The sequence below is a fragment of the Lacticaseibacillus zeae DSM 20178 = KCTC 3804 genome (genome assembly GCF_000260435.1).
Taxonomy (GTDB): Bacteria; Bacillota; Bacilli; order Lactobacillales; family Lactobacillaceae; genus Lacticaseibacillus; species Lacticaseibacillus zeae.
Genome location: NZ_BACQ01000077.1, coordinates 1 through 25246 on the forward strand (window position 1 = coordinate 1; position 25246 = coordinate 25246).

At 49.3% G+C, this 25246-nt stretch carries 20 protein-coding genes; 13 read left to right on the forward strand and 7 right to left on the reverse strand.

What is annotated here, in order from left to right; genetic code table 11:
- Window positions 1–120: 120 nt before the first annotated feature.
- The 3 genes from GSO_RS14100 to GSO_RS14110 all read right to left on the reverse strand — a co-directional run bounded on the left by GSO_RS14100 (window position 121) and on the right by GSO_RS14110 (window position 4008).
- Complete coding sequence (locus GSO_RS14100; protein ID WP_010493429.1) at window positions 121–1032, reverse strand: quinone oxidoreductase family protein; 912 nt, start codon at window positions 1030–1032, stop codon at window positions 121–123.
- 147 nt (window positions 1033–1179) lie between these two features.
- Window positions 1180–2496, reverse strand: coding sequence for an ammonium transporter (locus GSO_RS14105; RefSeq protein WP_010493431.1), 1317 nt, complete (start codon window positions 2494–2496; stop codon window positions 1180–1182).
- A 570-nt stretch (window positions 2497–3066) separates the two neighbouring features.
- On the reverse strand, window positions 3067–4008 hold the full coding sequence (locus GSO_RS14110) for a Dyp-type peroxidase (protein ID WP_010493433.1): 942 nt from the start codon (window positions 4006–4008) through the stop codon (window positions 3067–3069).
- 251 nt (window positions 4009–4259) lie between these two features.
- Between GSO_RS14110 and GSO_RS14115 the strand changes: the two genes are divergently transcribed.
- The 10 genes from GSO_RS14115 to celB all read left to right on the forward strand — a co-directional run bounded on the left by GSO_RS14115 (window position 4260) and on the right by celB (window position 15921).
- On the forward strand, window positions 4260–4925 hold the full coding sequence (locus tag GSO_RS14115; RefSeq protein ID WP_044113037.1) for an MgtC/SapB family protein: 666 nt from the start codon (window positions 4260–4262) through the stop codon (window positions 4923–4925).
- A 100-nt stretch (window positions 4926–5025) separates the two neighbouring features.
- Window positions 5026–6669, forward strand: a complete 1644-nt coding sequence (locus GSO_RS14120) for an ABC-F family ATP-binding cassette domain-containing protein (RefSeq protein ID WP_010493437.1) — start codon at window positions 5026–5028, stop codon at window positions 6667–6669.
- Between the two features lie 441 nt (window positions 6670–7110).
- On the forward strand, window positions 7111–8787 hold the full coding sequence (locus tag GSO_RS14125; RefSeq protein WP_010493439.1) for a MutS-related protein: 1677 nt from the start codon (window positions 7111–7113) through the stop codon (window positions 8785–8787).
- Window positions 8784–9365 carry a uracil-DNA glycosylase family protein gene (locus tag GSO_RS14130; RefSeq protein WP_010493443.1) on the forward strand — a complete coding sequence of 194 codons (582 nt, stop codon included), beginning with the start codon at window positions 8784–8786 and terminating at the stop codon, window positions 9363–9365. Before GSO_RS14125 ends, GSO_RS14130 begins: the two co-directional genes overlap by 4 nt.
- 311 nt (window positions 9366–9676) lie before the next feature.
- Window positions 9677–11110 (forward strand): 6-phospho-beta-glucosidase, encoded by a 1434-nt coding sequence (locus tag GSO_RS14135; protein WP_010493444.1) that lies wholly within the window; start codon window positions 9677–9679, stop codon window positions 11108–11110.
- Between the two features lie 58 nt (window positions 11111–11168).
- The gene (locus tag GSO_RS14140) at window positions 11169–11483 is read left to right on the forward strand and encodes a PTS cellobiose transporter subunit IIB (protein ID WP_010493446.1); all 315 of its coding nucleotides are present in this window, start codon (window positions 11169–11171) and stop codon (window positions 11481–11483) included.
- An 84-nt stretch (window positions 11484–11567) separates the two neighbouring features.
- Entirely contained in the window at window positions 11568–13556 is a 1989-nt protein-coding gene (locus GSO_RS14145; protein WP_010493447.1) for a BglG family transcription antiterminator, read from the forward strand.
- 5 nt (window positions 13557–13561) lie between these two features.
- Window positions 13562–13921, forward strand: coding sequence for a PTS cellobiose transporter subunit IIA (locus GSO_RS14150; RefSeq protein WP_010493448.1), 360 nt, complete (start codon window positions 13562–13564; stop codon window positions 13919–13921).
- Window positions 13896–14423: a hypothetical protein gene (locus GSO_RS14155; RefSeq protein ID WP_010493449.1), complete on the forward strand. Its 528-nt coding sequence runs from the start codon at window positions 13896–13898 to the stop codon at window positions 14421–14423. The genes GSO_RS14150 and GSO_RS14155 overlap by 26 nt, the downstream gene beginning before the upstream one ends.
- 136 nt (window positions 14424–14559) lie before the next feature.
- Window positions 14560–15921: a PTS cellobiose transporter subunit IIC gene (gene celB / locus GSO_RS14160; RefSeq protein ID WP_010493450.1), complete on the forward strand. Its 1362-nt coding sequence runs from the start codon at window positions 14560–14562 to the stop codon at window positions 15919–15921.
- Between the two features lie 179 nt (window positions 15922–16100).
- On the opposite strand, the gene GSO_RS14165 is transcribed toward celB, so the two are convergent.
- The 4 genes from GSO_RS14165 to GSO_RS14180 form a co-directional block, all read right to left on the reverse strand.
- Window positions 16101–16808, reverse strand: coding sequence for an MIP/aquaporin family protein (locus GSO_RS14165; RefSeq protein ID WP_010493466.1), 708 nt, complete (start codon window positions 16806–16808; stop codon window positions 16101–16103).
- Window positions 16809–16822: 14 nt separating this feature from the next.
- Window positions 16823–18676: a type 1 glycerol-3-phosphate oxidase gene (gene glpO / locus GSO_RS14170; protein ID WP_010493468.1), complete on the reverse strand. Its 1854-nt coding sequence runs from the start codon at window positions 18674–18676 to the stop codon at window positions 16823–16825.
- Between the two features lie 49 nt (window positions 18677–18725).
- Entirely contained in the window at window positions 18726–20243 is a 1518-nt protein-coding gene (gene glpK, locus GSO_RS14175) for a glycerol kinase GlpK (RefSeq protein ID WP_010493470.1), read from the reverse strand.
- A gap of 228 nt (window positions 20244–20471) precedes the next feature.
- Window positions 20472–21191 carry a glycosyltransferase family 2 protein gene (locus GSO_RS14180; protein ID WP_010493472.1) on the reverse strand — a complete coding sequence of 240 codons (720 nt, stop codon included), beginning with the start codon at window positions 21189–21191 and terminating at the stop codon, window positions 20472–20474.
- Window positions 21192–21544: 353 nt separating this feature from the next.
- Here GSO_RS14180 and GSO_RS14185 point away from each other — a divergent pair, with 353 nt between their 5' ends.
- The 3 genes from GSO_RS14185 to GSO_RS14195 all read left to right on the forward strand — a co-directional run bounded on the left by GSO_RS14185 (window position 21545) and on the right by GSO_RS14195 (window position 25227).
- Complete coding sequence (locus GSO_RS14185; protein WP_010493473.1) at window positions 21545–22711, forward strand: galactokinase; 1167 nt, start codon at window positions 21545–21547, stop codon at window positions 22709–22711.
- A 66-nt stretch (window positions 22712–22777) separates the two neighbouring features.
- A complete protein-coding gene (galE, locus tag GSO_RS14190) occupies window positions 22778–23773 on the forward strand; it encodes a UDP-glucose 4-epimerase GalE (RefSeq protein WP_010493474.1) in 996 nt (331 codons plus the stop codon).
- Window positions 23770–25227 (forward strand): UDP-glucose--hexose-1-phosphate uridylyltransferase, encoded by a 1458-nt coding sequence (locus GSO_RS14195; protein WP_010493475.1) that lies wholly within the window; start codon window positions 23770–23772, stop codon window positions 25225–25227. Before galE ends, GSO_RS14195 begins: the two co-directional genes overlap by 4 nt.
- Window positions 25228–25246: the final 19 nt, after the last annotated feature.

The window sequence follows — 25246 nt, forward strand, 5'->3', positions numbered from 1 at the left end:
AAGTTACATGCAAAAAAACCGCGGTTAGCGTGACCGCGGTTTTTAATATTCGCATTTTCAGATGATCTAAGCACCACTTCTAAGTCAATTGTTTGATCATCAGGACGAAAATAAGTTTGATCATTCAGAAACTTTAATGACAATCCGGCCTTCATGCCGCGGATCATCGAGCAGTTGATGGCCTTTGATAAAACCTTCGCGGGTAAATGGCAACACGTAGCCGACTTGGACAGTCAGTTTTCCTTGCGCCATTAAATTAACAAGCGTTTGCAGCGCCCGACCGACTTCAGAGCCGCCGAGTGGTCGCGTATGCACGAACCGAACGCCGCGACTTAGCAGGGGTTCGGTGTGGCTAACCGAAACGATCAGGCCACCGTCCTTGGCCATTTCAACGTCGTCATCACCGCCGAGACCATTCATCGCTGCATTAATCACGACATCAACCGTTTGACGCAACTCATCGACAGGATTACCACGATCGTACGCAACAAAATGTTCGACTCCAAGACGGTTGACCTCGGTTTCATGGCGGCTGGCGGCGATGCCGATCACGGAAGCGCCGCGCTCTACCGCCAGCTGGATTGCAGCAGAGCCGACGCCACCAGAAGCACCTTTTACAATCACCGTATCGCCGGCTTTGATTTTACCGAGTTCGACCATGCGATAACCGGTGACGCCAGGGGTAATCAGCGCGACGCCGGTTTCCGCAGTGATGGCAGCTGGCAATAAAACGCTCATGTCCGCCGCTGCGGTCACGATTTCGGCATACGCGCTGGTGGTTCGGGCAATGACGCGATCGCCTTTGCTAAATTGCGTAACGCGACTGCCAACTGCGCTGACGATCCCAGCAACATCATAGCCCGGCACTGTCAAGCCGCTGCCGCCCATTTGCCGTGCGATCCGGTCTCGGTTGTTCAAGCCGATTGCTTCTGTTTTGATTTGAATTTCCCGCGGACCCGGTTGCGGTGTCGGTAATTCAATCGCATCAATGACTTCCGGACCGCCTGCCTCGCTAAATCCATATCCGATCATATTCTTCCCTCCATCACGTCAATGTTAAACTAGCGGCATTTTAACCATGATTAAGGAAAAAGACAATTAAAGTGCCTTGAAGTGGGTAAGGAAAAGTGAACGGTTACAGCTGGTGTCCTCTTAGTCAACCTTTTAATCGTAATTCAATCAGCGATCATCCTGATGCGGTCGCGGATCAAAGCCGTGTAGTTGGCCCTTAAACTCATCCGGAAACGAACTGACAGGTGTGTGATGTTCCCAGCTAGCTGCCACTTCTTCATCGACCGGTTCGGCGTGTTCACTGTAATCCAGGCCCATTTTTTCGGCGGCAGGGGATACACGGATGCTGACAAATCGTGATAATACAATGGTAATGATGGTGACCATTGCTCCAACCAGGACAATGACAATTACCGTGCCGGCCAGCTGGATCAGCAGCAGATGCCAGCCGCCATTATAGGCCAGACCGGCGTGCGCAATGTTCGGCGCGACCTGCTTGCTGGCGAAAACACCGGTCAGGATGCTGCCGATAATCCCAGCCACACCATGACAGCCAAATGCATCCAAGGTGTCATCGATCCCGAGGCGCGGCTTGACTTTGCTGATAAACCAATAGCTGGCTAATGTTGCCAAAACGCCGATGCAGGCGGCGCCAAAACTCGTGACATAGCCAGTTGCGGGCGTGATGCCGACCAGTCCGCACAAAGCGCCGGTACAAGTGCCAATCAAGGTGGGATGCCCGGTTTGCCAGATGTCGAGACACATCCAGGTGACCAGCGCTGCCGCCGCGCCGACCGAAGTTGTCAAGGCAGCGGTCATGGCCGCTTGATTCACACCCAGCGCAGACCCGGCATTAAAGCCATACCAGCCAATCCATAAAATCGCGGTTCCCAGCAGCACCCATGGCCGATTGTAAGGAACCGTATGCTCGTCAGTCCGGCGACCAAGAAACGCTGAAAGGGTCAGTGCCGTGATCCCGGCATTAATATGGATCACCGTCCCACCGGCAAAATCGAGAACACCGAGACCTGCCAGCAAACCATCTGGACTCCAAATCAGATGCACCAGCGGATAATAAACCAGCAATGACCACAAAACGATGAAGCAAGTCAGAAATTTAAAATGCATTCGCCCGACCACCGCACCGACAAACAAAGCCGGCGTGATGATCGCAAACATCATCTGGAAAAGAATATAAACCCCGGTCGGAATCCGCGCCGCCGTGACCGCGCCAAGCGAAATGTCACTCAGGAAAAAATGGTGCACCTGACCAATGACGCCAAATAGATTACCGTTAAAACTCAGTTCGTAACCAACGGCGACCCACAATAAAATGGCAATGCCGGTAATATAAAAGACCGAAAGCATGGTATTAATCACGTTGCGTTTGGAAACAAGTCCACCATAAAAGAAAGCTAGCCCTGGTGTCATAAACCAAACCAGCACACTTGCAATGATCACAAACCCTGTATCGGCTAAATTCATCTGTGCCACCCCGTTCATCTTGAATGGTGGTATTGTAGCACGGGTTTTTGCCGAAGCAGGGTTAGGCCATCTAGCATTTATCTAGACCAATGTTCGGCTGGATTATAACCTTGCCGATGTTAAAGGATTCTCTGGGTTGCAAAAAATTATTTTCTGCGTTAGGTTATGTGACACCAGAACTTGACGGTCGACGGGGATGAATGATCTTCAACGGATTGGTCTATATAAATATGACGACACGAGCACTGTGGATATTGTTTTTACTCTAGAGGATTGTCTAGGTATGACAAAAAAGAAAAGATTCTCGTCCATAGAGGATCTTTTCGTTTTTTCAACAGGATAATTTGTCTAAGTCTTTAAAACATTAGTGCCAAAGCGGAGCAATCGGAGGCCAGATGGGGCTCAGTGGTGAAATTGTACTAGCTGGGCGGTCCTCCCAGCGTAGTACAAGGCCGAGCTTTGAGACTCAGCCGGTTTTGCTGAGGCTCAAAGTCGTGCCCACCACGTTCCAGCCCCAGCTGGCCGGAGATTGCGGAGTTTGGCACGGCAAGGATTAAAAAATTCAGATTTTTAAAGCTCACCATCCGCAATCTGCCCGAGCACCGATTTGGACGGGATAAAGAACAGCTCACCAGTCAATGGCGTCGAGAAGTCGAGCAGGCGGTCGGAGTTATCGAACATGCCTTGCAACATTCGCTTGGTGACGGCCCAGTGGCGGGCGTAACCGATGAAATAAGTACCGTTGATTTTTTCGGCAGGATTGCTGAAGGGAACGTTCATGCGCACGATCTTATGCTCCACGCCGCCTTCGTTGTCCTGAGACACAACGTTGTGCGAGTTAACCAGTTTTTCCTCATCAGCTAACTCAAAATCATTGAACTTCTTGCGACCGATGGCTTTTTCCTGGTCTTCCGTTTTGAGTTTGTTCCAAGCATCGAGGTTATGTTGGTATTTCTGGGCAAAAGCATACGAACCATTTTCAAACGCAGGGTCTTCATCGCCGATCACCGCGTATTCCGGTGTGTCCAGTGCGCTGGGATTTTCCGTGCCGTCTACAAAGCCGATGATGGCGCGGCCTTCAAAGTAGCGGAAGCCATGGGTTTCATCAAGTGTGACCGTGTTGTCGCCGATGATTTCCATGATTTCGGACATCAATTCAAACGGTACGGCGGAGTTTTGTGACCGGATATGGAAGAATAGATCCGCCGGGGTGGCAACCGCGGTGTATTTAGGGCCCACGATTGGCTGGAATTCTTCTAACTCCTTTGGTCGTTCGGCATCAGGAAAAAGATAATCCCACGCCTTCCGCGAAAAGCCGAAAGCCGTTGCCAGTTTTGCATCAGGATAACGAATATTCAGACTGTTAATGAAGGCCGGCAGATGATCCGCCAAATCGGCAATCATCTCCTTGTCGCTTGCGACGTCTTCCCGCTTAAGATCAAATGTTGCAAAAATAATATCCGACCCCGCATCTTTATACACGTCCTGTACATCCCGTAAATCAATTGCCATTCTTTCTCCTCCAAACTAGAATCATTTTAATCTGGTTTTAGTGTAGCATAGCAGGTAGGGATTGCAACGATTTTCACCTGGACAGGATGATTTGGTTAAGCAGCTGTATTGGCAGTCGTGAAGGCTGTCAGCGGCCGCTATCATTGAACTTTTTTCGTTAAACGTCCACGCTGAGTCGGGGGTCCCATTCGTGCGTTTTAAACCGTTGCCTTGGGTGGTAAAGTAAGAACAAAGGTTGTGATGTTTTGACAATGACAATAATGGATCAAGTCGAACTCGTCATTCGACTGCTGGTCGCAGCGTTTTGCGGGTTTACCATTGGGTTTGAACGCAAAAATCGCTTTAAAAATGCCGGTATCCGAACGCACATGATTGTCGCGCTGGGTTCGGCATTGATTATGATTGTTTCTAAGTATGGTTTCTTTGATATTTTGAATTTGAAAAATATCGCATTGGATCCGTCTCGTGTCGCGGCGCAGATCGTGAGTGGGGTCAGTTTTCTTGGCGCCGGTGCGATTTTGGTGCGGCACAACAACGTCAATGGCTTGACGACTGCTGCCAGTGTCTGGACCACGGCTGCTGTCGGGATGGCGATTGGTGCCAAACTGTATATTCTGGGTTTGTCGGCGACGGCGCTCGTCTTGGGCATTCAGGTAGTCCTGCATCACCATTATCGTTGGCTGCCAAGTGGCGACAATGGGGTTTTGACGATTCGGATTCGCAATGAAGGCTTTGATATGGAACACATGCGTCAGACGCTTGGCAAGTATCACATCAAAGTCTTGAACGTCTCCATCAAGCATGAAGGCGATGAGGTGAAAATGAGCCTGCATGTCGAAAGCAGGGCCAACGAAGATATGCGGCGCTTGCTGATGTTTTATGCCGACAACCCTAATATTATTTCTATCGAGTTTTAGCCGGTCAGCCGAACTGAGAATGTTTGACGAAACAGCGTTATTTGTGAAACCCGCGATAATCTGATAATATATGTAGAAATCTTTTAAGCGAGGTATGAAATTGCTCACAGTAAACAATGTTTCGATGACGTTCTCGGACCGAAAGCTGTACGAAGACGTTAACCTGAAATTCACGCCCGGTAATTGTTATGGCATTATTGGTGCCAACGGGGCGGGCAAATCGACTTTTCTCAAAATTCTTGAAGGTGAGCTGACACCGACAACCGGATCTGTCAGTCTGTCACCTAATGAGCGCATGAGTAGCCTGAAACAGGATCACTTTGCGTTCGATGACCAGACCGTCATGAACACGGTTTTACAAGGGTGGGAACGTCTGTATCAAGTGATGACGGAAAAAGACGCGCTATACGCTAAAGCGGACTTCAGTGAAGCAGACGGTAACAAGGCTGCCGAACTTGAAGGCGAGTTTGCGGAAATGGACGGCTGGAATGCGGAAAGCGATGCATCGCAATTGTTGCAGTCGCTGGGTATCCGGGAAAGCGAACATCAAAAGCTTATGGCCGATCTGCCTGAAGGGGAGAAGGTCAAGGTGCTTTTGGCGCAAGCGTTGTTCGGTAAGCCGGACGTGTTGCTGCTGGACGAGCCGACAAACGGTCTTGATCCCCAGGCGATTAGCTGGCTCGAAGACTTTTTGGCGGACTATGAGCATACTGTGTTGGTTGTCTCCCATGACCGGCATTTTCTGAATGCGGTTTGTACCATGATGTGCGATGTTGATTTTGGCAAGATCGAGCTTTACGTCGGGAACTATGACTTTTGGAAGCAGAGTTCCGAGTTGGCGTTGCAGCTGCAGAGTCAGGCCAATGCCAAAAAAGAAGAACAAATCAAGCAGCTGCAGGAATTCGTTGCCCGCTTTTCGGCTAATGCATCCAAGTCGAAGCAGGCGACGTCGCGTAAGAAGCAGCTTGAAAAGATTACTTTGGACGATATTCGACCGAGTTCCCGCAAGTATCCGTATATCAAGTTTGAACCTGAGCGGGCGATCGGGAACGATTTGTTGCGGGTCGAAAATGTTTCCAAGACGATTGACGGGCAACAGGTGCTGAAAGATGTCAGTTTCATATTGCGGCCGGGTGATAAAACCGGCATTATCAGCCGCAGCGATGTGACGGCAACGGTGTTGATGCAGCTGTTGGCAGGTGAGATGGAGCCGGATAGCGGCACGATTACCTGGGGTGTCACGACCAGTCGTGCCGCCATGCCTAAGGATCTCAATCCCGAGTTTGATCACGCTGACCTTAATATTCTGGATTGGTTGCGCCAATTTGCGCCGCAAGATGAGCAGGATAATACGTTCTTGCGCGGGTTCCTCGGGCGGATGCTTTTCTCCGGCGATGAGGTGCTTAAGCAGTTGAATGTCCTGTCTGGTGGCGAAAAGGTGCGGTCGTATCTGGCGAAGATGATGCTAAGTAAGGCCAATGTGTTGATCATGGATGATCCGACTAACCATCTTGACTTGGAAAGTATTACTAGTCTGAACGATGCGTTGATTGATTTTAAGGGTTCCGTGATTTTTACCAGTCATGATCACCAGTTCATCCAGACCATTGCGGATCATATCATCGAGGTCGGGCCACTGGGTGTTGTTGATCGGGCTGACACCAGTTATGACGAGTTTATGCAGCATGAGACGGCGCAGAAGCAGGTGGAAGCTATTTATCCGGAGTCGTTGCGGCAGGCTTAAGTGTGACGGAAAAATTGAGGTAATGAGTCCCGTGCCGTGCCAAACTACGCAATCTCCGGCGGGGCCGGGGGCTGGCGACCGCGAAGCTAGAGGGGTGGGCACGACTTTAAGCCTCAGCAAAAACGGCTGAGTCTTAAAGCTCGGCCTTGTTGTAGGCGGGGCAAAGGGCGCCCCGCCTACAACAATGTCACCCCTGAGCCCCATCTGGCCTCCGATTGCTCCGCTTTGGCACTGGGCTTTTCAAGGATGCAACTAAATATTCTCCGAATTTCTTTTTAGCTTCTTTAGAAACAGACGAATTAATCTTCCGCATAACGTCGCAGGAAGTTGATTCGTCTATTTTTTGTCTTTTATCTTTGCACGAGAGATAATATCATTAGATTTGTGTGATAAATGACCGGCGTGGACCCGTGACCTGGTGCATAAGAAGGGATGATCGATATGACCCAACCCGTGATAATTTTGCTTGGTGTTGGCGGCTTTGCTGTTGCCGTCGTTGTGCTTAATCTGCTGTTGGCGTGGCGGCGTCAGGCGAAGTTGAAGCGGCAGCTGCTTGCTGACTGGGGGACGTTGCCGGTTAAACGTGGTGGTAGCGAGCGCTATTTGAAGGCGGCGTATCTTGATCATGAGGCGCAGGTTAATCATGATTGTCTCATTGATGATTTGACGTGGCAGGATTTGGATATGTTTGAGGTGTTTAAACAACTCAACGCCACACAGAGCAGCGTTGGTGCGGAGCGGGTGTATGCTCAGTTGCGGGCTTACGACTTGGGCAAGCCTGATGTTAACGAAACGCTGATTGACTTTTTTCGCACGCACGCCGAGGAGCGGCTAAAAGTTCAGCTTGCGTTTGCCGGTTTGGGCACGGAAGCGGCGAATAATAGTCAGCATTATCTGCGCACGACGACGCAAGAGGCCTTGCCGCATGCGTGGCGCTTTAAGGTTTTAGGCGGGTTACCGGTTTTGGGCCTGCTCCTGATTCCGTTGTTACCAGCGCTTGGTGTGGCTCTGGCGACGTTGAGCCTCATGGTGAATCTTTTTTATTACGTTTTGAAAAGGGAGGCACTGGACGCCGAAGTGATGGCGATGGGGTATCTGGTGCGGACGATTGTGACGGCCGAGCATCTCGTCAAAATTGGCCAACCAACGCAAGCGGCTTTGCGCACCGCGTTGAAGCCGATGCGCGGGATCACGCGGCTTGCCTTTGTTTTCCGCACGCGCGATAACAGCAGTGCCGATATGATGACCGAATATTTTAGCAGTATGTTTATGCTGGGCTTTATCGCCTATAACAACGTCCTGACGCGATTGCATAGTCGGCATGCGGGGGCGTTGACTTTGTGGCAGGCGTTGGGCGACTTGGAGTTGGCGATTGCGATTGCTAATTTTCGCGAGGCGCATGCAGACAGCAGTCAACCGGTTTTTGCGGATGGCGGGCTGACAGCGAAGGAGCTGGTTCATCCGTTGCTCAAACATCCGGTGGCCAATCCGGTTGACTGGCAGAAGAACGCCTTGATTACCGGTGCCAACGCGTCTGGTAAATCAACGTATGTCAAAAGCATTGCCGTCAATGCAATTCTGGCGCAAACGATCAACACAGTTTTGGCTAAGGACATGTCGATCCAACCGGGGCTGGTGATCACGGCTATGGCGATCCGGGATGATTTAAGTGAAGGCGACAGCTATTTTGTAGCTGAAATCAAGGCGATTCATCGGCTTTTAAATGCGGTTGCAACCAACAAGCGAATTTATGGTTTCATCGACGAAACTCTGAAGGGCACCAATACGGTCGAACGAATTGCCGCATCGGCCAGTGTGATCAACTGGTTGAGCCATTATCCTAGTTTGGTAGTAGTCGCGACGCATGATAACGAGCTGACCGATATCATGGGCGAACAATGCGTCAACTGGCATTTTCAGGAAAAGGTCACCAAAAAGGATGGCGTTGTCTTTGACTACTTGCTGCATCAAGGTCCGGCGACGTCGCATAATGCGATCACCTTATTGGCCACAATGGCGTATCCGGAAACGTTGATTAAGGATGCCCGGACGCTTGCGGCTGATTTTGAACGGACCAAAGCATGGCCGAGATATCGACAAGGAGGCATTCAGGCGTGACAACAGCCAATCAGATTTTTGAAGCAATCCGGCGTGATCCGGCCAATGCAGACTTCACTGCGCAGGGGTGGGATCCGCTTTACCATATCGAGCCAGACGCAACCATTTTGATTGCGAGTCAGGCGCCTGGCCGGAAAGCGCAAACCACGAAAACTTATTGGAATGATCCAAGCGGTGACCGTTTGCGCACTTGGATGGGCGTGACGAACGACCAGTTTTATCACAGCGGCAAAATCGCCGTCCTGCCGCTGGACTTTTATTATCCGGGAAAAGGCAAGTCAGGGGACTTACCGCCAAGAAAAGACTTTGCGGCTAAGTGGCATCCCCCGCTGCTGGCACTGATGCCACACATCCAATTGACCATTGTGATCGGTGCCTATGCGCAAAAGTACTACCTTGGCAAACGCCGGGAAAAGACGCTGACGGCGACCGTCAAAAATTTCCGGGCATATCTGCCGACCTACTTTCCCATCGTCCATCCTTCGCCGTTGAACTACGGCTGGGTGAATCGCAATCCGTGGTTCATGGATGAGGTCGTTCCGGCGTTGCAGGAGCGGGTGGCGCGGTTGATGAAGTGATTCGGAACTCAAAAAAATGACAGCAAGTACCGAAAATGATAATGTGTTTTTAGAGCTAAGTATAAGTGTCATTCGAAGATCATCGCGGCCTAGTCACCCGCAATGTTGATAAATCGTTCGAACGATTGGCGGCTTCCTAAATGGGAGCCGTTTTTTAGTAGACAAATGCAGCGCAGAGGAATCGGTTAAAAATACGACTGCTTCTTTTTTGCTAGTCCGTTTCCTCATTTATGCGGAAAAAGCTGATATGGTCGTGTAACCGGTTACATATTATGCTGGTTCATGTAAGAACAAGAGGAGGAGGTTCAAACATGACAACAGAGTTACCTAAAGACTTTTTATGGGGTGGTGCGGTTGCTGCCCATCAACTGGAAGGCGCTTGGCAAGAAGACGGAAAGGGTGTCAGTGTTGCCGACGTTATGACGGTGGGTGGTCCGGAAAAAGCGCGGACGATCACAGACGGCGTGGTTCCTGGAGAATACTATCCGAACCATGATGGGATCGATTTCTATCATCGCTACAAGGAAGACATCGCTTTATTCAAGGAAATGGGTTTCAACAGTTTTCGAACCTCGATTGCGTGGACGCGAATTTATCCGAATGGAGACGAGACTCAGCCAAACGAAGCGGGCTTACAGTTTTACGATGATTTCTTTGATGAACTACTGAGGAACGGCATTGAACCTATTGTCACCTTGTCACATTTTGAATTACCGTATCGCCTTGTGACCGAATATGGCGGATTCAGAAACCGTAAGTTGATTGAATTTTTTGTTCGGTTCGCTACTACCTGTTTCGAACGGTATAAGAACAAGGTTAAGTATTGGATGACATTTAACGAAATTAACAATCAGGCAAATTTTGTCGATGATTTTGCACCATTCACCAACTCGGGTTTACGTTATCAACCTGGCGATGATCGGGAGGCCATCATGTATCAGGCAGCCCACAATGAATTGGTTGCCAGTGCAGAGGCCGTGCAAATCGGGCATGCGATCAATCCAACGCTGCAAATCGGTTGCATGATTGCGATGGGGCCGATTTATCCATACAGCATGAATCCTGAGGACGTGTTGTTGGCGCAAAAAGCGATGGAACACAATTACTATTTTGCTGATGTGCACGTTCATGGTGATTATCCGGCAACGTTGCTCAAGTATTGGGAGCGCAAAGGCATTACACCTGAAATCACTGCAGAAGACCGCCAGATTCTGAAAAATGGCACAGTCGACTATATTGGGCTTAGTTATTACATGTCGCACGCTGTTAAAAAGGATCCAGCTAAATCTTTTGACGATTTCGACTTAAAGCAACTGGTTAAAAATAATTATCTGAAGGCTAGCGATTGGGGATGGCAAATTGATCCGCGCGGGTTGCGGTACGCGCTGAATTGGCTGACAGATCGGTATCGGAAACCGTTGTTCATTGTTGAGAATGGCTTCGGCGCGTATGACAAAGTCGAGGCGAATGGTCAGATTCACGATTCATATCGCATCAATTATTTACGCGCACATATTGAACAAATGAAACTGGCAGTGACGGAAGATGGCGTCGATTTAATCGGTTACTTACCGTGGGGCCCGATTGACCTGGTTTCTGCCGGAACCGGCGAAATGGACAAACGTTATGGCTTCATTTACGTTGATAAGGACAACCAAGGCGAAGGAACGCTTGCTCGTAGCCGTAAAGATTCATTTTTCTGGTACAAACAGGTCATCGCGTCCAACGGCGAGAATCTGAATTAAGGCAATGGCAGTCGGCAGTGTGATCGCTGGCCGTCAAGTAGGAAAGGAAGACTGTATCGTGAAAAAAGCATTGATCATCTGTGCAGCAGGAATGTCATCATCCATGATGGCAAAGAAAACCACAGATTACTTTAAGGCACATAGTAAGGACATTCAGTTAGATGCTGTCACAGCAACTGAAGGTGAAGATGAAATCCGCAACGGCGACTTCGATCTTTTCCTGATTTCACCGCAGACCAACATGTATCTGGATAACTTCCAGAAAGTTGGCAAAGAGGTAGGTAAGCCAGTCGTCAGCATTCCATTTGATGCTTACATTCCAATTCCGATGGGGATCGAGAAAATGGCCAAGTTGGTTGAAAAAAATCTCTGAAGTTACTTTTACTTCAGGTCGGCGACGACAACACGCTTATGTAGAAACCCGCGAAGCAAAGACCGGATCGAGGAGGCCGTCTGGATGAAGCAGAAAGAGCGCGAGTTAATGCTTTATCTCGTTGAGAATCAGGATCAATATGTCACGAGTAAAGACTTGGCAAACACACTTTTGATGACGCCTAGGACGGTCCGAAGCTATGTTAAAAGTTTAAAAGTCATGATCGAAAAACATGGTGCGAGTCTCGAAGCGAAGCCGAGTTTCGGTTATCGCTTACATATTCTCCACCCGGTGGCGTTTGATCTGTTTTTTAACCAGCATAAGGTGTTAAGTCCAAAAGTCGATGATACTGCAACGGCGTCCGAGTCGATTGATCGCCAGAATTATATTCTCAATAAACTGTTAATCGAGGACGAGGCATTGCTCATGGATGATCTCGCTGATCGGCTGTTTGTCAGTCGCTCAACACTTTCGAAAGACATGATTGCTGTCCGTGAGAAGCTGGAGCCTTATGCGTTGCATCTTGAGAGCAGGGCGAACAAGGGCTTTTATGTTGTCGGGACAGAACGCAATCGGCGACATTTCATTCTGGATTATTTCTTTAGCCATGGTCAGAATAACTTTCAACGGTTTATGGAAAATAAGTCTTTCTTTGCCGATGTCAGTTTTGAACAGCTGACGATCGTCGTGATCGATGAATGCCGCGAAGCCAGTTTACGGCTGTCGGATTTCATCATTCAAAATATTGTCTTGTACCTGGCACTCAGCATCGAGCGGGTTCGAAAAGGGAACAGTTTACCTCCTGTGAAGGTTGAACAAGCGCCAGAACATCAGCGGCATGATGCAGTGGCTGAGCGGATCATGAAACGGATCGCAAGAAGTACCGGATTGCAGTTTTCGAAAAGTGAAGTCGCCTATTTAGCGATTCAGCTTGTTGCGATGGCAAAGGGAAATCCGCAAGATTCGACTGACCAGGCTCTTTGGAAAGACATGGATCAAGTACTTAAGCGAATCGAAACAGAAACAGGTTATCCAGTGAGCACGGATTACGCATTAAGAAAGAGTCTAGCTGAACACATCAAGCCAATGCTAGTGCGGTTGCAGCAAGGCATTCAGCTTAAAAATCCACTGTTAAAAGAAATCAAGACCCACTATCCGCAATATTTTGCCGACACCAAGCGCTTTCTAAGAATGTCAAAAATATTGTCTGCGTACACGATTAACGATGACGAGACGGCCTATATGGCAATGCATCTCATGGCGGCAGTCGAAAAGTATCATAATGCGCATAAATTACGAACCTTGATCATCTGTGCCACCGGTTATGGCAGTGCAGAGTTACTCAATAATCGCGTGCAAAAAGAATTTGGCGAGGCGCTGAATATTGTCGGGGTCAAAGGTTATTACGAAGTCGATGACGAAAGTTTGGCTGACGTTGATCTAATCATTTCAGCGATTGATTTATCGACCCAGGTGCTGCGTGTCCCAGTCATTCAGGTCAGTGTCTTCTTGGGCGAAATGGATGTCCGAGCGATTCGTCAATTTTTGGAGACGCATAATCGCCCACATGGGAAAGCAACTTCAAAAGTCGAGGCTATTGCTGCTGTCGACAAAAGCCTTTTTGATCAATTTATTGGTTCTAGTCGATTTGTACGGTGGACAGAGCCGGTTAATCGCGAGACGGTTTTAAATCACCTTTGCGCTCAATTAGCGCTTCTTGAACCGGCTAATTTTGCCGATGAGTTAAAAGCGCAAGTACATCAACGCGAACAGATGAGCAGTATTATATTTAGTCCAAAAATCGCTGTTCCTCATCCGGCAATGCCAGTCGGCCAATTTACCCAAATTGCCATTGGCGTCATTCCTGCGGGATTGAAATGGTCCGAAAGCTTTTCAGCTGTCCAGCTCGTGTTTCTTCTGTCACCTTCTTATTTGGGAAATCGAGGGCTGACCTCAGTCACCCAGACAATTGTTGCGTTGACTGACCATGCGGATTGGCAAACATCATTAGTGGCAGCCCCTGATTTTAAAAGTTTTCGTCACCGCTTTTTACAAATGATGGAGGAGGAATAGTGCCGATGAATTCAGATGATATTCAATTAATTGAATTTGAAATTATTTTGCATAGCGGTAATTCAAGAACCATGATTCATGAGGCGTTCGCGGCTATGCGTGTTGGCGATTTTGATAAAGCCGATGAACGATTAAAGGCTTCAAATGACGAACTTTTGCTAGCACATCAATCGCAAAGCGACCTCTTAAAGAAATATGCCAGTGGTACAAAAATCGAGATGGAGATCATTTTAGTTCACGCCCAGGACCACTTGATGACCACGATGACGTTACGCGAAGTTGCACTGGAAATGGAGCACCTTTATCGCAATCAAGCTGCTGCAGGGGAGTTGAAAAACGATGAACCGGAAGATAAAGGCAAGTGAGAACATACAAACACAAACAACGACGACCATTGATAAAAATCGCCAAGCACTTAGTTTACAAAGTATGCGGTTCAATCGATTTTTGGGTATTCGCTATCTAACCGCTGTGTTCTTCTTTGCTAATCTTTGGTGGGCAATCATTGCTAGCAATCTTTGGAGCAAATGGCTGCCGGTGGGGTTAATGGTGCTTGCAATTCCGGTGATCTATGAACAAATTAAACTCTTTGGCACCCCAACGAATCACTTGCCATATACCACACTTTATTTCCGGTGCCAAACAGGGGTGAACATTGGCCTCAGTATTTTGATCGTGACGCCACTATTCAATGCGTTATACCCCTTTGTTCGCGACACGAATAACAATCGCGGCATTGTTCTTTTGATTTTGCTGATCGGTATTGGCCTTGGTGGCTGGTCGTTACGCCGGCTGCATTTGATTGAGCAGAACAAGGATCGATTTTATGGTCGTTTGAAGGCATATCAAGCAACGCTTCAGAAGTAACGAAAGTCAGCGTGTTTGAGTTTTTAGAGGGGGAAGCTAATTTCGTTCCTCGCGTCAAGGACTGTTAAGTGTCATTTTTGGTGTCATCGCAAGTATTACCGCGTTGGCCCGCTCATAAAAGTAGGAGGAATCTGTAATGGAAAATAACGGGCGCTTTTTCAATTTTATGACGAAGACCTTGCTTAAACCCATGTCGAAGGTTGCCCAGTATCGGATTGTACGTGCGGTCATGGCAGCCGGCATGGCGAGTATTCCTTTCACAATTGTCGGTTCAATGGTGTTGGTTCTTAATGTTATCCCTTTAGTTTGGCCGGTGACAGCCGGTTTTTGGAACGCCACCTTTATGAAGTTCAGTGATCTTTATATGGTTATCAACACTGCAACCATGGGTATTTTGGCGATGTACTTTGCGCTGGCGATCGGCTATGAGCTGACCAGAATCATTCAAACAGAGGATAAGCTGAAAGTTGCACCGCTAAACGGCGCGTTCTTGTCACTTTTTGCCTTTTTCATGTGTTTGCCCGAGCTGGTCGTTAAGGGCGGGAAGATCATTTTACTTAATTCTATTACGCCAAAAGAGAAGGTGATCAGTGGGTTTCGAATGACGGCAACGATCGATCGTCTGGGAACTTCAGGCATTTTCACAGCAATTATTATGGCGATTGTGGCTGTCTATTTATACAAATTTTGTGTCAAGCATAATTGGACGATTAGAATGCCGGAAGCTGTTCCTGAAGGTGTTTCCCGTTCGTTCACTGCTCTGATTCCAACCGCTGTCATTGCCCTTGTTGTGATGGTCATCAATGGCTCGCTTGTCTTGTTAGGGACGGATATTTTCAAAATGATTTCAATTCCGTTTAGTTTTGTCACCAATCTGACGAGTACATGGATCGGCGTCATCGTCATCGAATTCTTGATCCATGCTCTGTGGATTGTCGGTGTTCATGGCGCAAACATTATCAGTGCTTTTATCGGTCCGATTTTGCTGACCAACATGGCTGCTAATGCAAAAGGTGCACATATTCCGTTTGCCGGGGAATTCAACAATTCATTTGCGATTATGGGTGGCTCCGGGGCCACACTTGGTCTTTGCATTTTCATTGCCTTTGCTGCACGCTCGGAACAGCTGAAGGTTTTGGGGAGAGCATCGTTAGCGCCAGCATTTTTCAATATCAATGAGCCTCTAATTTTCGGTCTGCCAATCGTTTATAATCCTTATCTGGCGATTCCATTCTTCTTGGCACCGATGGCAAGCGCTTCATTGGCTTACGCTGCCTTTTATTTTCGATTAATCAATCCGATCATCACACAGGCACCATGGCCATCACCAATGGGCTTCGGCGCACTGATCAGCACCGTCGATATACGAGCGGTAATTGTGGCGATCCTGTGTGGCGTCGTGGCATTTCTGATCTGGTTTCCGTTTATCAAACTGTACGATGCTAAATTGGTCAATGACGAAAAGCAGGTTGCTGCTGGAAAAGAGGCTGAAGCATAGAATCTTCACTGATATGACTATCGTTGTATAGCCAAGGGAAGGACGTTCGCAACAATCAGAACATCTTGAATGATACGTTTTAACCTACATGAAGCTTACTTTTCAGGGATGAGTCAAGGGTATACAAAAGACCGACATCAATCGCGATGTCGGTTTTTGTGGTTCAAATGAATTGATGATTATGGCAAAACCGCAAAGATCAACGCGCCTGCCACACCGCCTGCCAGTGGGCCTAAAACCGGTACCCAGGCATATGGCCAGTCGGAGTCGCCTTTGTTGGCAATTGGTAAAATAGCGTGCGCCAACCGCGGTCCAAGGTCTCGCGCCGGGTTAATGGCATAACCGGTGGTGCCGCCAAGTGATAAGCCAATCGCGGTGATCAGGATGCCGACGCCGATTGGATTCAGACCATCTGTCCATTTGCCTTTGGTGAAGGCCAGCAGTCCGAAAATCAAGACGGCAGTGCCGATGAACTCGGAAATGAAGTTGGCCGCGTAACTGCGAATGGCCGGACCAGTAGCAAAGACGCCTAAGGTTGCTGCAGGATCCTTGGTGGCTGCCCAGTGCGGGTAGTAATGCAACCAGACAGCAGCTGCTCCGAGCAACGCACCCAGTAACTGGGCGATGATAAATGGCATGACCCACGCCCAAGGGAATTTGCCAATCGCAGCAAATGCGACGGTGACTGCTGGGTTAAGGTGTGCCGGTCCTAAGAAGGCGGCGGTATAAACGCCCATGGTCACGGCCAATCCCCATCCTAGGGTAATGGCAACCCAACCGGCACCATTAGCTTTGGATTTGTTTAGTGACACGCCTGCGACCACGCCATCGCCAAGGAGGATTAAAACGAAGGTACCAATGAATTCACCTAATGCTTGTGTCCACATATGGGTGCCCCTTTCTAGGCTTGAGGAGCCGAAGCCGGCGCCTTCTTCAAGTCATCCAACCGACTCTCACTGATGGCCTGTTCCAAATCAGCCAGCTGTTGTGCCTTGGTTGCTTCGTCCCAACCCAAGATGCGGGCCATTTCGTCCACAACCGGCTGTTTCAAATCATCCAGCGTTTCAGCATGGAAAAGAATGGCATTGGTCCGGCGCAACAGGTAATCAACCGGCGTCAGCGTCATTTCTTCATTGATTGAATAGCGCAGGCTCATGGTTTCTTTGAGGCTCAAACCTGGTGCCGGCTGGCCGTCAGCATACGTAACCACGCGACTGATGTTGGAGCCGTAGCGATTGGCAAGGTCAGCGGCGTCTTTTTCAGGCATGCCAGCGTCAATCCCAATCCGAGTGTAGAACGCAATCGTATCGTCAACATTGGTCGGATCAAAATGACCGCCGGAGACTTGAAGCTTTTTAGAATCAACGGTGCGGGTTTCGGTCGCAAATTTTTCAGCCAAGACACGACGAATCAAGGCAAGGGCGCCAGCCGCCATTTTCCGGTAGTCGGTAATTTTCCCACCGGACAGCGTGATCATGCCATCATCGGCTTGGCGAAGGGAGCTACCGCGGGAAATCTGGGATGGACTCAGGGACGCTTCGGCATGCGCGGTCTCCAGTTTGGAAATGGCGTGCTCAACATCGGACCGGGTTGCCTGGTTATCTTCGTAATCGTTAACGACTTTGACCAAGGCTTCGAACGAATCATCCGAAACCTTGCCAGTGTTGGCGCCACCGCCGTTGTAATCAGAGCTTCCGTTGTTGGCAATCAGTGGCCGCAGACCGGCCCAGCTGGCTTCGATGTCGTCGATCGTGATGTGGCTTTCCGGGAAACGCTTGTTGATCACCTTCAGCAGGTAATCCACATCGGCCTGCTCGACGCGTGGATGCTTGAAGTCGCCGGTGTAATCGGTATCGGTCGTGCCAAAATAAGTCTTGCCTTCACGCGGTACCACGAAGAACATCCGGCCATCATTCAAACCAGTATCCATATAAGTCGGTTGCGGTACCGGCAGACGGGAACCATCGACAACCAGGTGAACCCCTTTAGTCGGACGCAGGGTAGGTGCCTGATTTTCGTTCTTGTCGAGCGCTTTAAACTTGTCGGACCATGGACCGGTGGTGTTGATCACGAGTTTGGCATGAATATCGAATTCGCTGTCATCTAAAAGATCCTTGACGCGCAAACCGATGACTTGGCCAGCGTCATTGTGCAAGACACCGATCGCCTTCACGCGGCTGGCCATGAGTCCGCCGAGTTCAGCCGCTTCTTTAATGTTTTCGATAACCAGGCGCGCATCATTGTTTACGAAGTCGAGGTAAACCCCACCGCCTTGCAGTCCGTCTTTTTCAAGCTGCGGTTCACGTTGTAGAATTTCATCTTTCGTAACGGTGTAGTTGGCATATTGCGAGCCTTCGACGTTTGCCAGCCGATCATACAGATCCATCGCGATTTTGATGCTGAACATATCAAACGTGCTGCCAGGTTCCTGGAAAATCGGCAGTAACATCGGGAATGGCCGCGGAATGTGCGGCGCGATGCCTTGAACAACGGCCCGTTCCTTGACGGTATCGGCAACAACGCCAACGTCAAATGTCTTAAGGTAACGGATGCCGCCGTGGACCAGTTTGGTCGAACGTGAACTGGTGCCTTCAGCAAAGTCCTGCATTTCGATCAAGCCGGTCTTGATGCCACTTGCGGCCGCCTGAATCGCCACTCCGGCACCGGTAATGCCGCCACCGACAACCAGAAGATCCAGTTCGGTTTGCTTTAATTGTTCAATCGTTTGTTTGCGGGTTTCATTTGAAAATGCCATTTTTATAAACTCCTTTTGAATAATGATTGAATGATTTTTTTAAAAAGAATTAGTTGTGTTTGTCCGGATGCTTGTACATCTGAGTGGCGGCAACCGCTTGCTTCCAGCCTTCGTACAGATAGTCACGATCGACGGCGTCCATTTGTGGCTCAAACCGCTTGCTGACCTTGACAATACTTTGCAGTTCGTCGGTGTTGTTCCAGAAGCCTGTCGCCAAGCCGGCAAAGAAGGCAGCGCCCATCGCGGTGGTTTCAAGGTTAGCGGCCCGTTCGATCGGAATCCCTAGAATATCGGCCTGGAATTGCATCAGGTAATCATTATTGGCAGCCCCGCCATCAACGCGTAGTGCCGGAATCGGCATACCGGTATCGGCGTTCATCGTGTCGACAACATCGCGGGATTGATATGCAAGCGATTGCAAAGTTGCCTTAATAAAATCTTCGCGGGTCGTACCGCGGGTAATCCCGAAAATGGCACCGCGGGCATCGGAATCCCAGTAAGGAGCCCCCAAACCGGTAAAGGCGGGAACAACATAGACTTCATTTTGACTTTTTGATGCCAAAGCGGCGGCTTCGGAATCGCTTGAGCGTTCAATCATTTTCATTGCATCGCGCAGCCATTGAATGGCACTGCCGGCAACGAAGACCGAGCCTTCAAGTGCGTAGGTGACTTTGCCATCAAGACCATAGCCGATGGTAGTCAGCAGGTTGTGATTGGAAAGGGTGGGTTTGTCGCCGGTGTTCATGACAATGAAGGCACCGGTTCCGTAAGTGTTCTTGACCATGCCTGGTTGAATCGCCAGCTGGCCGAACAAAGCGGCTTGCTGGTCCCCAACCATGCCGGCGATCGGAACGGTACTGCCGAAGAAGTGATAAGCAGCGGCATCGCCATAGATTTCCGAGTTACTGCGGACTTCCGGCAACATTTGCTTAGGAATGTTCAAAATGCGCAGAATCTCGTCGTCCCAATCCAACTTATGAATGTTAAACAGCATGGTACGCGAGGCATTGGTGTAATCCGTGACGTGAATAGCACCGCCGGACAGCTTCCAGGAAAGCCAAGTATCGATCGTGCCGAAAAGCAATTCACCTTTTTCCGCACGTTCCTGTGCACCCGGAACGTGATCCAAAATCCAGCGAATTTTGGTCGCCGAGAAATAAGAATCAATTAGCAGGCCCGTAGCATCGTGAATGAGATCGTCGTATCCATCGGCTTTGAGTTGGTCGGCAATCTCGCTGGTTTGCCGTGATTGCCAGACAATGGCGTTATAAATCGGCAAACCCGTTTGCTTATCCCAAACAACCGTGGTTTCCCGCTGATTGGTGATGCCGATGCCGACGATTTGCCGCGGCTGAATATGGGATTCAATGAAAGCCGTGGCAATCGTTGACAGGGCAGCGTTCCAGATTTCGTTAGCGTTATGCTCTACCCAACCGGGATGCGGAAAATACTGCGGAAACTCGCGTTGTGCATCCGCCACTTTTTGCCCATTATGGTCGATGATGATGGTCCGGGTGCTGGTCGTTCCTTCATCAATCGCTAAAATATATTGTTGTTCGTTTGTCACGATTAGCTACCTCCAGTGAAATATAATTGCACACAATGAAAACGTTTCCGGTAATAGTTATACCCGATCGCCGGGACGAATGCAAGCATTATGCTTATATAAATAATAAGTTATTTTAACCATAAGACCTATATTCGCAATTGAGAATATAGATTCACCTAAATTTCATTAGGCTTATGCATTCAGAAACACGAAACCCGGCATGGTGGCCGGGTTAGGTAAGGCTGATTAGATGAGTTGTTTGAGCTGATAAATGTGGTCAAAAATTTTGTCTTCCTGTCGCCGATCGTCCCAAGAAAAATTGTGCATCGTGCTATTCGGGCGGTTGATTTTTTTGTACAGAACCGTTGGATTGTACGCATACTTGCCGCGGGTATGAGCAACATACTCGGCTGTGAAGTCATAATCCTCGGCGATTCGCAGCTGCTCTTTGTAGCGAATGTTGCCCGCATCCAAGGCGGCGTGGGAAAATGCCTTGTTCCAGATATACCCGCCGATTTCCGTCCCGTGATGAGAAACCTGTTCAAACATTTCGGCCTGGGACAATAAGCGGAACCGATCAGGACCGCCGCGGCTGCGATGCCACCAATCGTAACCAACCGCGGTCGCAACGACACCTGGCGTGAAGCCGCGGACAAGGGTCTCGGCAAAAGTAGGCGCGATCAAATCGTCACCATCAACGAAAGCAATAAACCGACCACTGGCATGATCAATCCCAAAGTTGCGGGCGGCGCCAATACCACGATGACGATCAAAAGCCGTAGCATGGTAATTTGGCACGCCGCGCACAAAATCGGCCGCTGTTTGCGCCGTCCGATCTGTTGAAGCATCATCGATGAGCCACAACTCAACATCAATTGTTTGTTCCTGAATGGTTTTAAGGGTAGCCGGCAAATACCGGCCAAGATTGTACGTTGGCACAATGATGGTTAAATCCAAATTTGTCATAAAAGCCAAAACCTCCTTGGCGGCACCGCAATCGTGCACGGCGCCTAAGCGGTTAAATCATTGCAATATCGGACCTTTGCTTTGATCATTATCGTCAGATTTTGGGAGGCGTCAATTAAAATGACTTGGGTGCCTGCAAGCACGCTGATCAATCCGGCGTAAGTGGCAGTTGGATATTAAAATTTTAGTAAAACATAACCAGATAACACAGCAAGGAACGGACATATGCCTCAATCCAAATAAAATATTTTGACAATAGCGCTTCCATTTGCGCGACTTTTTTAGTAAAATAAAAACGGTTACAAAAATCGCGAACAAATTGACGTATTTTTTAAACATAGGAGGAATCAAGAGTGAACAGTACAGATGTCACGAAAGGCTTTACGGAGCAATTTGGTAAGCAGGCGGAGCATACGTTCTTCGCGCCGGGACGGATTAACCTGATTGGTGAACATACCGATTACAATGGCGGGCACGTTTTCCCTTGCGCGATTTCGCTTGGTACTTATGCCGCGGTTGGTGCTAATGAAGACAATGCGTTCCGTTTGTATTCAGCTAACTTCCCTAAGGTTGGTATCATCGACATTCCGTTCCCGGATCTTTTCCAGGAAAAGCGCGGCTTGTGGACGGATTATTTCCAGGGTATGGCGCGCGTGATGAAGACGGCGGGCATTAATTATACCCACGGCCTGAACGTTTATATTAATGGTAATTTGCCGGATGGCGCCGGCTTGTCGAGCTCGGCTTCATTGGAAATGCTGGTCGGCACGATTCTGAACAATCTTTTTGACGGCGGATTTGCCCCGTTGGATTTGGTTAAATTCGGCGTGAAAGTCGAAAACGATTATATCGGCGTTAACTCCGGGATCATGGATCAGTTTGCCATCGAAATGGGCCGCGCCAACCAAGCAACCTTGCTGGACACGAACACGATGAAATACGAGTATCTGCCGGTTGAAATGGGCGATAACGTCATCGTCATCATGAACACCAACAAGCGTCGCGAATTGGCTGATTCCAAGTACAACGAACGCCGCAGTGAATGCGAAAAGGCTTTGGCGATGCTGCAAAAAGGCATCGACGTGAAGAGCCTTGGCCAGCTGACTGAAGACGAATTTGACGAAAATACCTACCTCATTTATGACCCGATTCTGATCAAACGTGCCCGCCATGCGGTTTTTGAAAACCAACGGACACTGACGGCGGCACAGGCGTTGCAAAAAGGCGACCTGACGACCTTCGGCAAGCTGGTTTCCGCCTCTGGGGTTTCCTTGGCCTTTGATTATGAAGTTACCGGCGTTGAACTCGATACTTTGGTAACCAACGCCTTGAAACAACGCGGCGTCTTAGGTGCACGGATGACCGGTGCCGGTTTTGGCGGCTGCGCGATCGCGATTGTTAACAGCGCTGACGTCGAGGACTTTATTAGTAACGTCGGCAAAGCTTATACTGAGAAGATCGGCTATGATGCCCACTTCTATGTGGCCGACATTGCCGATGGAGCTAAGCAGTTAAATTAACGCTGATAGGAATATCAATCAGCGCAGACGGATGCAGAAGCAAAAAGTAAAGGAGAAAATATTAACATGACAATTGCAGTTTTAGGTGGCGCAGGCTACATCGGTTCACATACGGTTAAGCAACTATTGGCTGACGGGGAAGATGTTATTGTTTTAGACAACTTGATTACCGGTCATCGCAAGGCGGTTGATCCGCGTGCCCGTTTTTACCAAGGCGACATTCGCGATTACCACTTCCTGAGCCAAGTTTTCAGCAAGGAAAAGATCGACGGCATCGTGCACTTTGCGGCCTTTTCGATTGTGCCGGAATCCATGAAAGATCCACTGAAGTATTTTGACAACAACACCGGTGGCATGATCACGCTGCTTGAAGCGATGAACCAGTTCGGCATTAAAAAGATTGTCTTCTCATCGACCGCTGCTACTTATGGCGAACCGAAGCAGGTGCCGATTAAGGAAACCGATCCGCAAGTGCCAACCAACCCATACGGCGAAAGCAAACTGGCCATGGAAAAGATCATGCACTGGGCCGATATTGCTTATGGTCTGAAGTTTGTTGCACTGCGGTACTTCAACGTGGCTGGGGCAATGCCAGATGGTTCGATTGGCGAAGATCACCATCCGGAAACCCACTTGATCCCAATCATCTTGCAGGTTGCAGCAGGGACGCGTACCGGTCTGCAAATCTATGGCGATGATTACCCAACCAAGGATGGCACCAATGTTCGTGATTATGTACATGTGGTTGATTTAGCTGATGCCCACGTACTGGCATTGAAGTATTTGAACGCGGGTAACCAGTCATCGGCCTTCAATATCGGCTCCGCACACGGCTTCTCAAATATGGAAATCCTGAATGCCGCGCGTAAAGTGACCGGCCAGAAGATCCCGGCAACCATGGCGCCGCGGCGTGCAGGCGACCCAAGTACCTTAATCGCCAGCTCGGACAAGGCACGCGACATCTTAGGCTGGAAACCGAACTATGACGACATCGACAAAATTATCGAGACTGCCTGGAACTGGCACGAGAATCATCCGGAAGGTTTTGGTGACCGTAATTGACCGCAATTACCAATCATATTGAGACCATTATCAAGCTGAATCCTGATTATACCCACATGGACGCCGTGTACCTGACCAACAAGTTGCTGAACCTAATCGGGGATGCGGCACTGGACCTGCCAGGTGATAAGGATCCGTTGAAGAATCTGGATTTGATGGTTCAAGCTGCCCAGGATAACGGTAAAATTCCGGATTCACAGTCAGCCCGCCAGATTCTTGAAGCGCAGCTGATGGATTTTGCCACACCGACTCCGAGTCGCGTCAACCAAATGTTCTGGGATAAGTATCAGGCGGGTCCACGGGTCGCAACTGACTGGTTCTTTGCTTTGAGTCGGGCGAATAATTACATTCAAACTCGGGCGATTGCCAAGAATCTGGTCTTTCCGGCTAAAACCGAGTATGGCGACTTGGAAATTACGGTCAACCTCTCCAAACCGGAAAAATATCCGAAAGATATTGCCGCAGCAGCCCACGCCCAGTCCGGTTATCCGGCATGTGCGTTGTGCCTGCAAACGGAAGGTTATGCAGGCCGCAGTAATTTTGCTGCACGTACCAACCACCGGATTATCCGCTTCCTGTTAGGTGGGAAAACCTGGGGCTTCCAGTACTCGCCATATGCTTATTTCAACGAGCATGCGATCTTCTTGGATGCCATTCATGAACCGATGGTGATTGATCAGAGCACATTTGAAAATCTGTTGGCGATTGTGGCTATGTTCCCGACGTATTTTGTCGGCTCCAACGCGGACTTGCCAATTGTTGGCGGTTCGATGCTGGCTCACGAGCATTACCAAGGTGGCCGGCATACGTTCCCGATGGCTAAGGCACCGATTGAGACCCAAGTCGAAATTAGCGGCCATCCGCATGTTTTCGCGGGTATCGTGAAGTGGCCGATGAGTGTCATTCGCTTGGTCAGCGCTGATCGCGAGGAACTGGTGAATGCCGCTGAACATGTTCGGCAGGTATGGGATCAGTATACGGATGAATCCGTTGATGTACGGGCGTTTGTGGACGGTAAGCCGCATCATACCGTAACGCCGATTGCCCGTCGTGTCGGCTCCGAATACCAACTTGATCTGGTTTTGCGTGACAATCAGACCAGTAAGCAGTATCCTGACGGTATTTTCCACCCGCATCAGGATGTCCAACATATTAAAAAGGAAAATATCGGACTGATTGAAGTGATGGGACGCGCCATTTTACCGGCACGGCTTAAGACGGAATTGGCTGAGGTGCAAAAATATTTATTAGGTGAAGCCAATGACATGAAGCCGATGCACAAAGCCTGGGCGGACCAGCTTAAGGCCAAATACCAGTGGACGCCGGAGAATGCAGAAGCCCAGCTGCAAGAAGCTGTGGGCCGCGTCTTTGCCCGCGTGCTGGAAGATGCCGGCGTGTTCAAACGCGATGAAATCGGTCAAGAGGCATTTGGCCGCTTCTGCCGCACACTTTAAGCGCACCTTTTGGCAGCAC

Bases quoted from the DNA above. Each gene is read 5' to 3' on its own strand.
- GSO_RS14100 (WP_010493429.1), bottom strand. From the start codon at position 1,032: ATGATCGGATATGGATTTAGCGAGGCAGGCGGTCCGGAAGTCATTGAT.
- GSO_RS14105 (WP_010493431.1), bottom strand. From the start codon at position 2,496: ATGAATTTAGCCGATACAGGGTTTGTGATCATTGCAAGTGTGCTGGTT.
- GSO_RS14110 (WP_010493433.1), bottom strand. From the start codon at position 4,008: ATGGCAATTGATTTACGGGATGTACAGGACGTGTATAAAGATGCGGGG.
- GSO_RS14115 (WP_044113037.1), top strand. From the start codon at position 4,260: ATGACAATAATGGATCAAGTCGAACTCGTCATTCGACTGCTGGTCGCA.
- GSO_RS14125 (WP_010493439.1), top strand. From the start codon at position 7,111: ATGACCCAACCCGTGATAATTTTGCTTGGTGTTGGCGGCTTTGCTGTT.
- GSO_RS14135 (WP_010493444.1), top strand. From the start codon at position 9,677: ATGACAACAGAGTTACCTAAAGACTTTTTATGGGGTGGTGCGGTTGCT.
- GSO_RS14145 (WP_010493447.1), top strand. From the start codon at position 11,568: ATGAAGCAGAAAGAGCGCGAGTTAATGCTTTATCTCGTTGAGAATCAG.
- GSO_RS14150 (WP_010493448.1), top strand. From the start codon at position 13,562: ATGAATTCAGATGATATTCAATTAATTGAATTTGAAATTATTTTGCAT.
- GSO_RS14155 (WP_010493449.1), top strand. From the start codon at position 13,896: ATGAACCGGAAGATAAAGGCAAGTGAGAACATACAAACACAAACAACG.
- celB (WP_010493450.1), top strand. From the start codon at position 14,560: ATGGAAAATAACGGGCGCTTTTTCAATTTTATGACGAAGACCTTGCTT.
- GSO_RS14165 (WP_010493466.1), bottom strand. From the start codon at position 16,808: ATGTGGACACAAGCATTAGGTGAATTCATTGGTACCTTCGTTTTAATC.
- glpO (WP_010493468.1), bottom strand. From the start codon at position 18,676: ATGGCATTTTCAAATGAAACCCGCAAACAAACGATTGAACAATTAAAG.
- GSO_RS14180 (WP_010493472.1), bottom strand. From the start codon at position 21,191: ATGACAAATTTGGATTTAACCATCATTGTGCCAACGTACAATCTTGGC.
- galE (WP_010493474.1), top strand. From the start codon at position 22,778: ATGACAATTGCAGTTTTAGGTGGCGCAGGCTACATCGGTTCACATACG.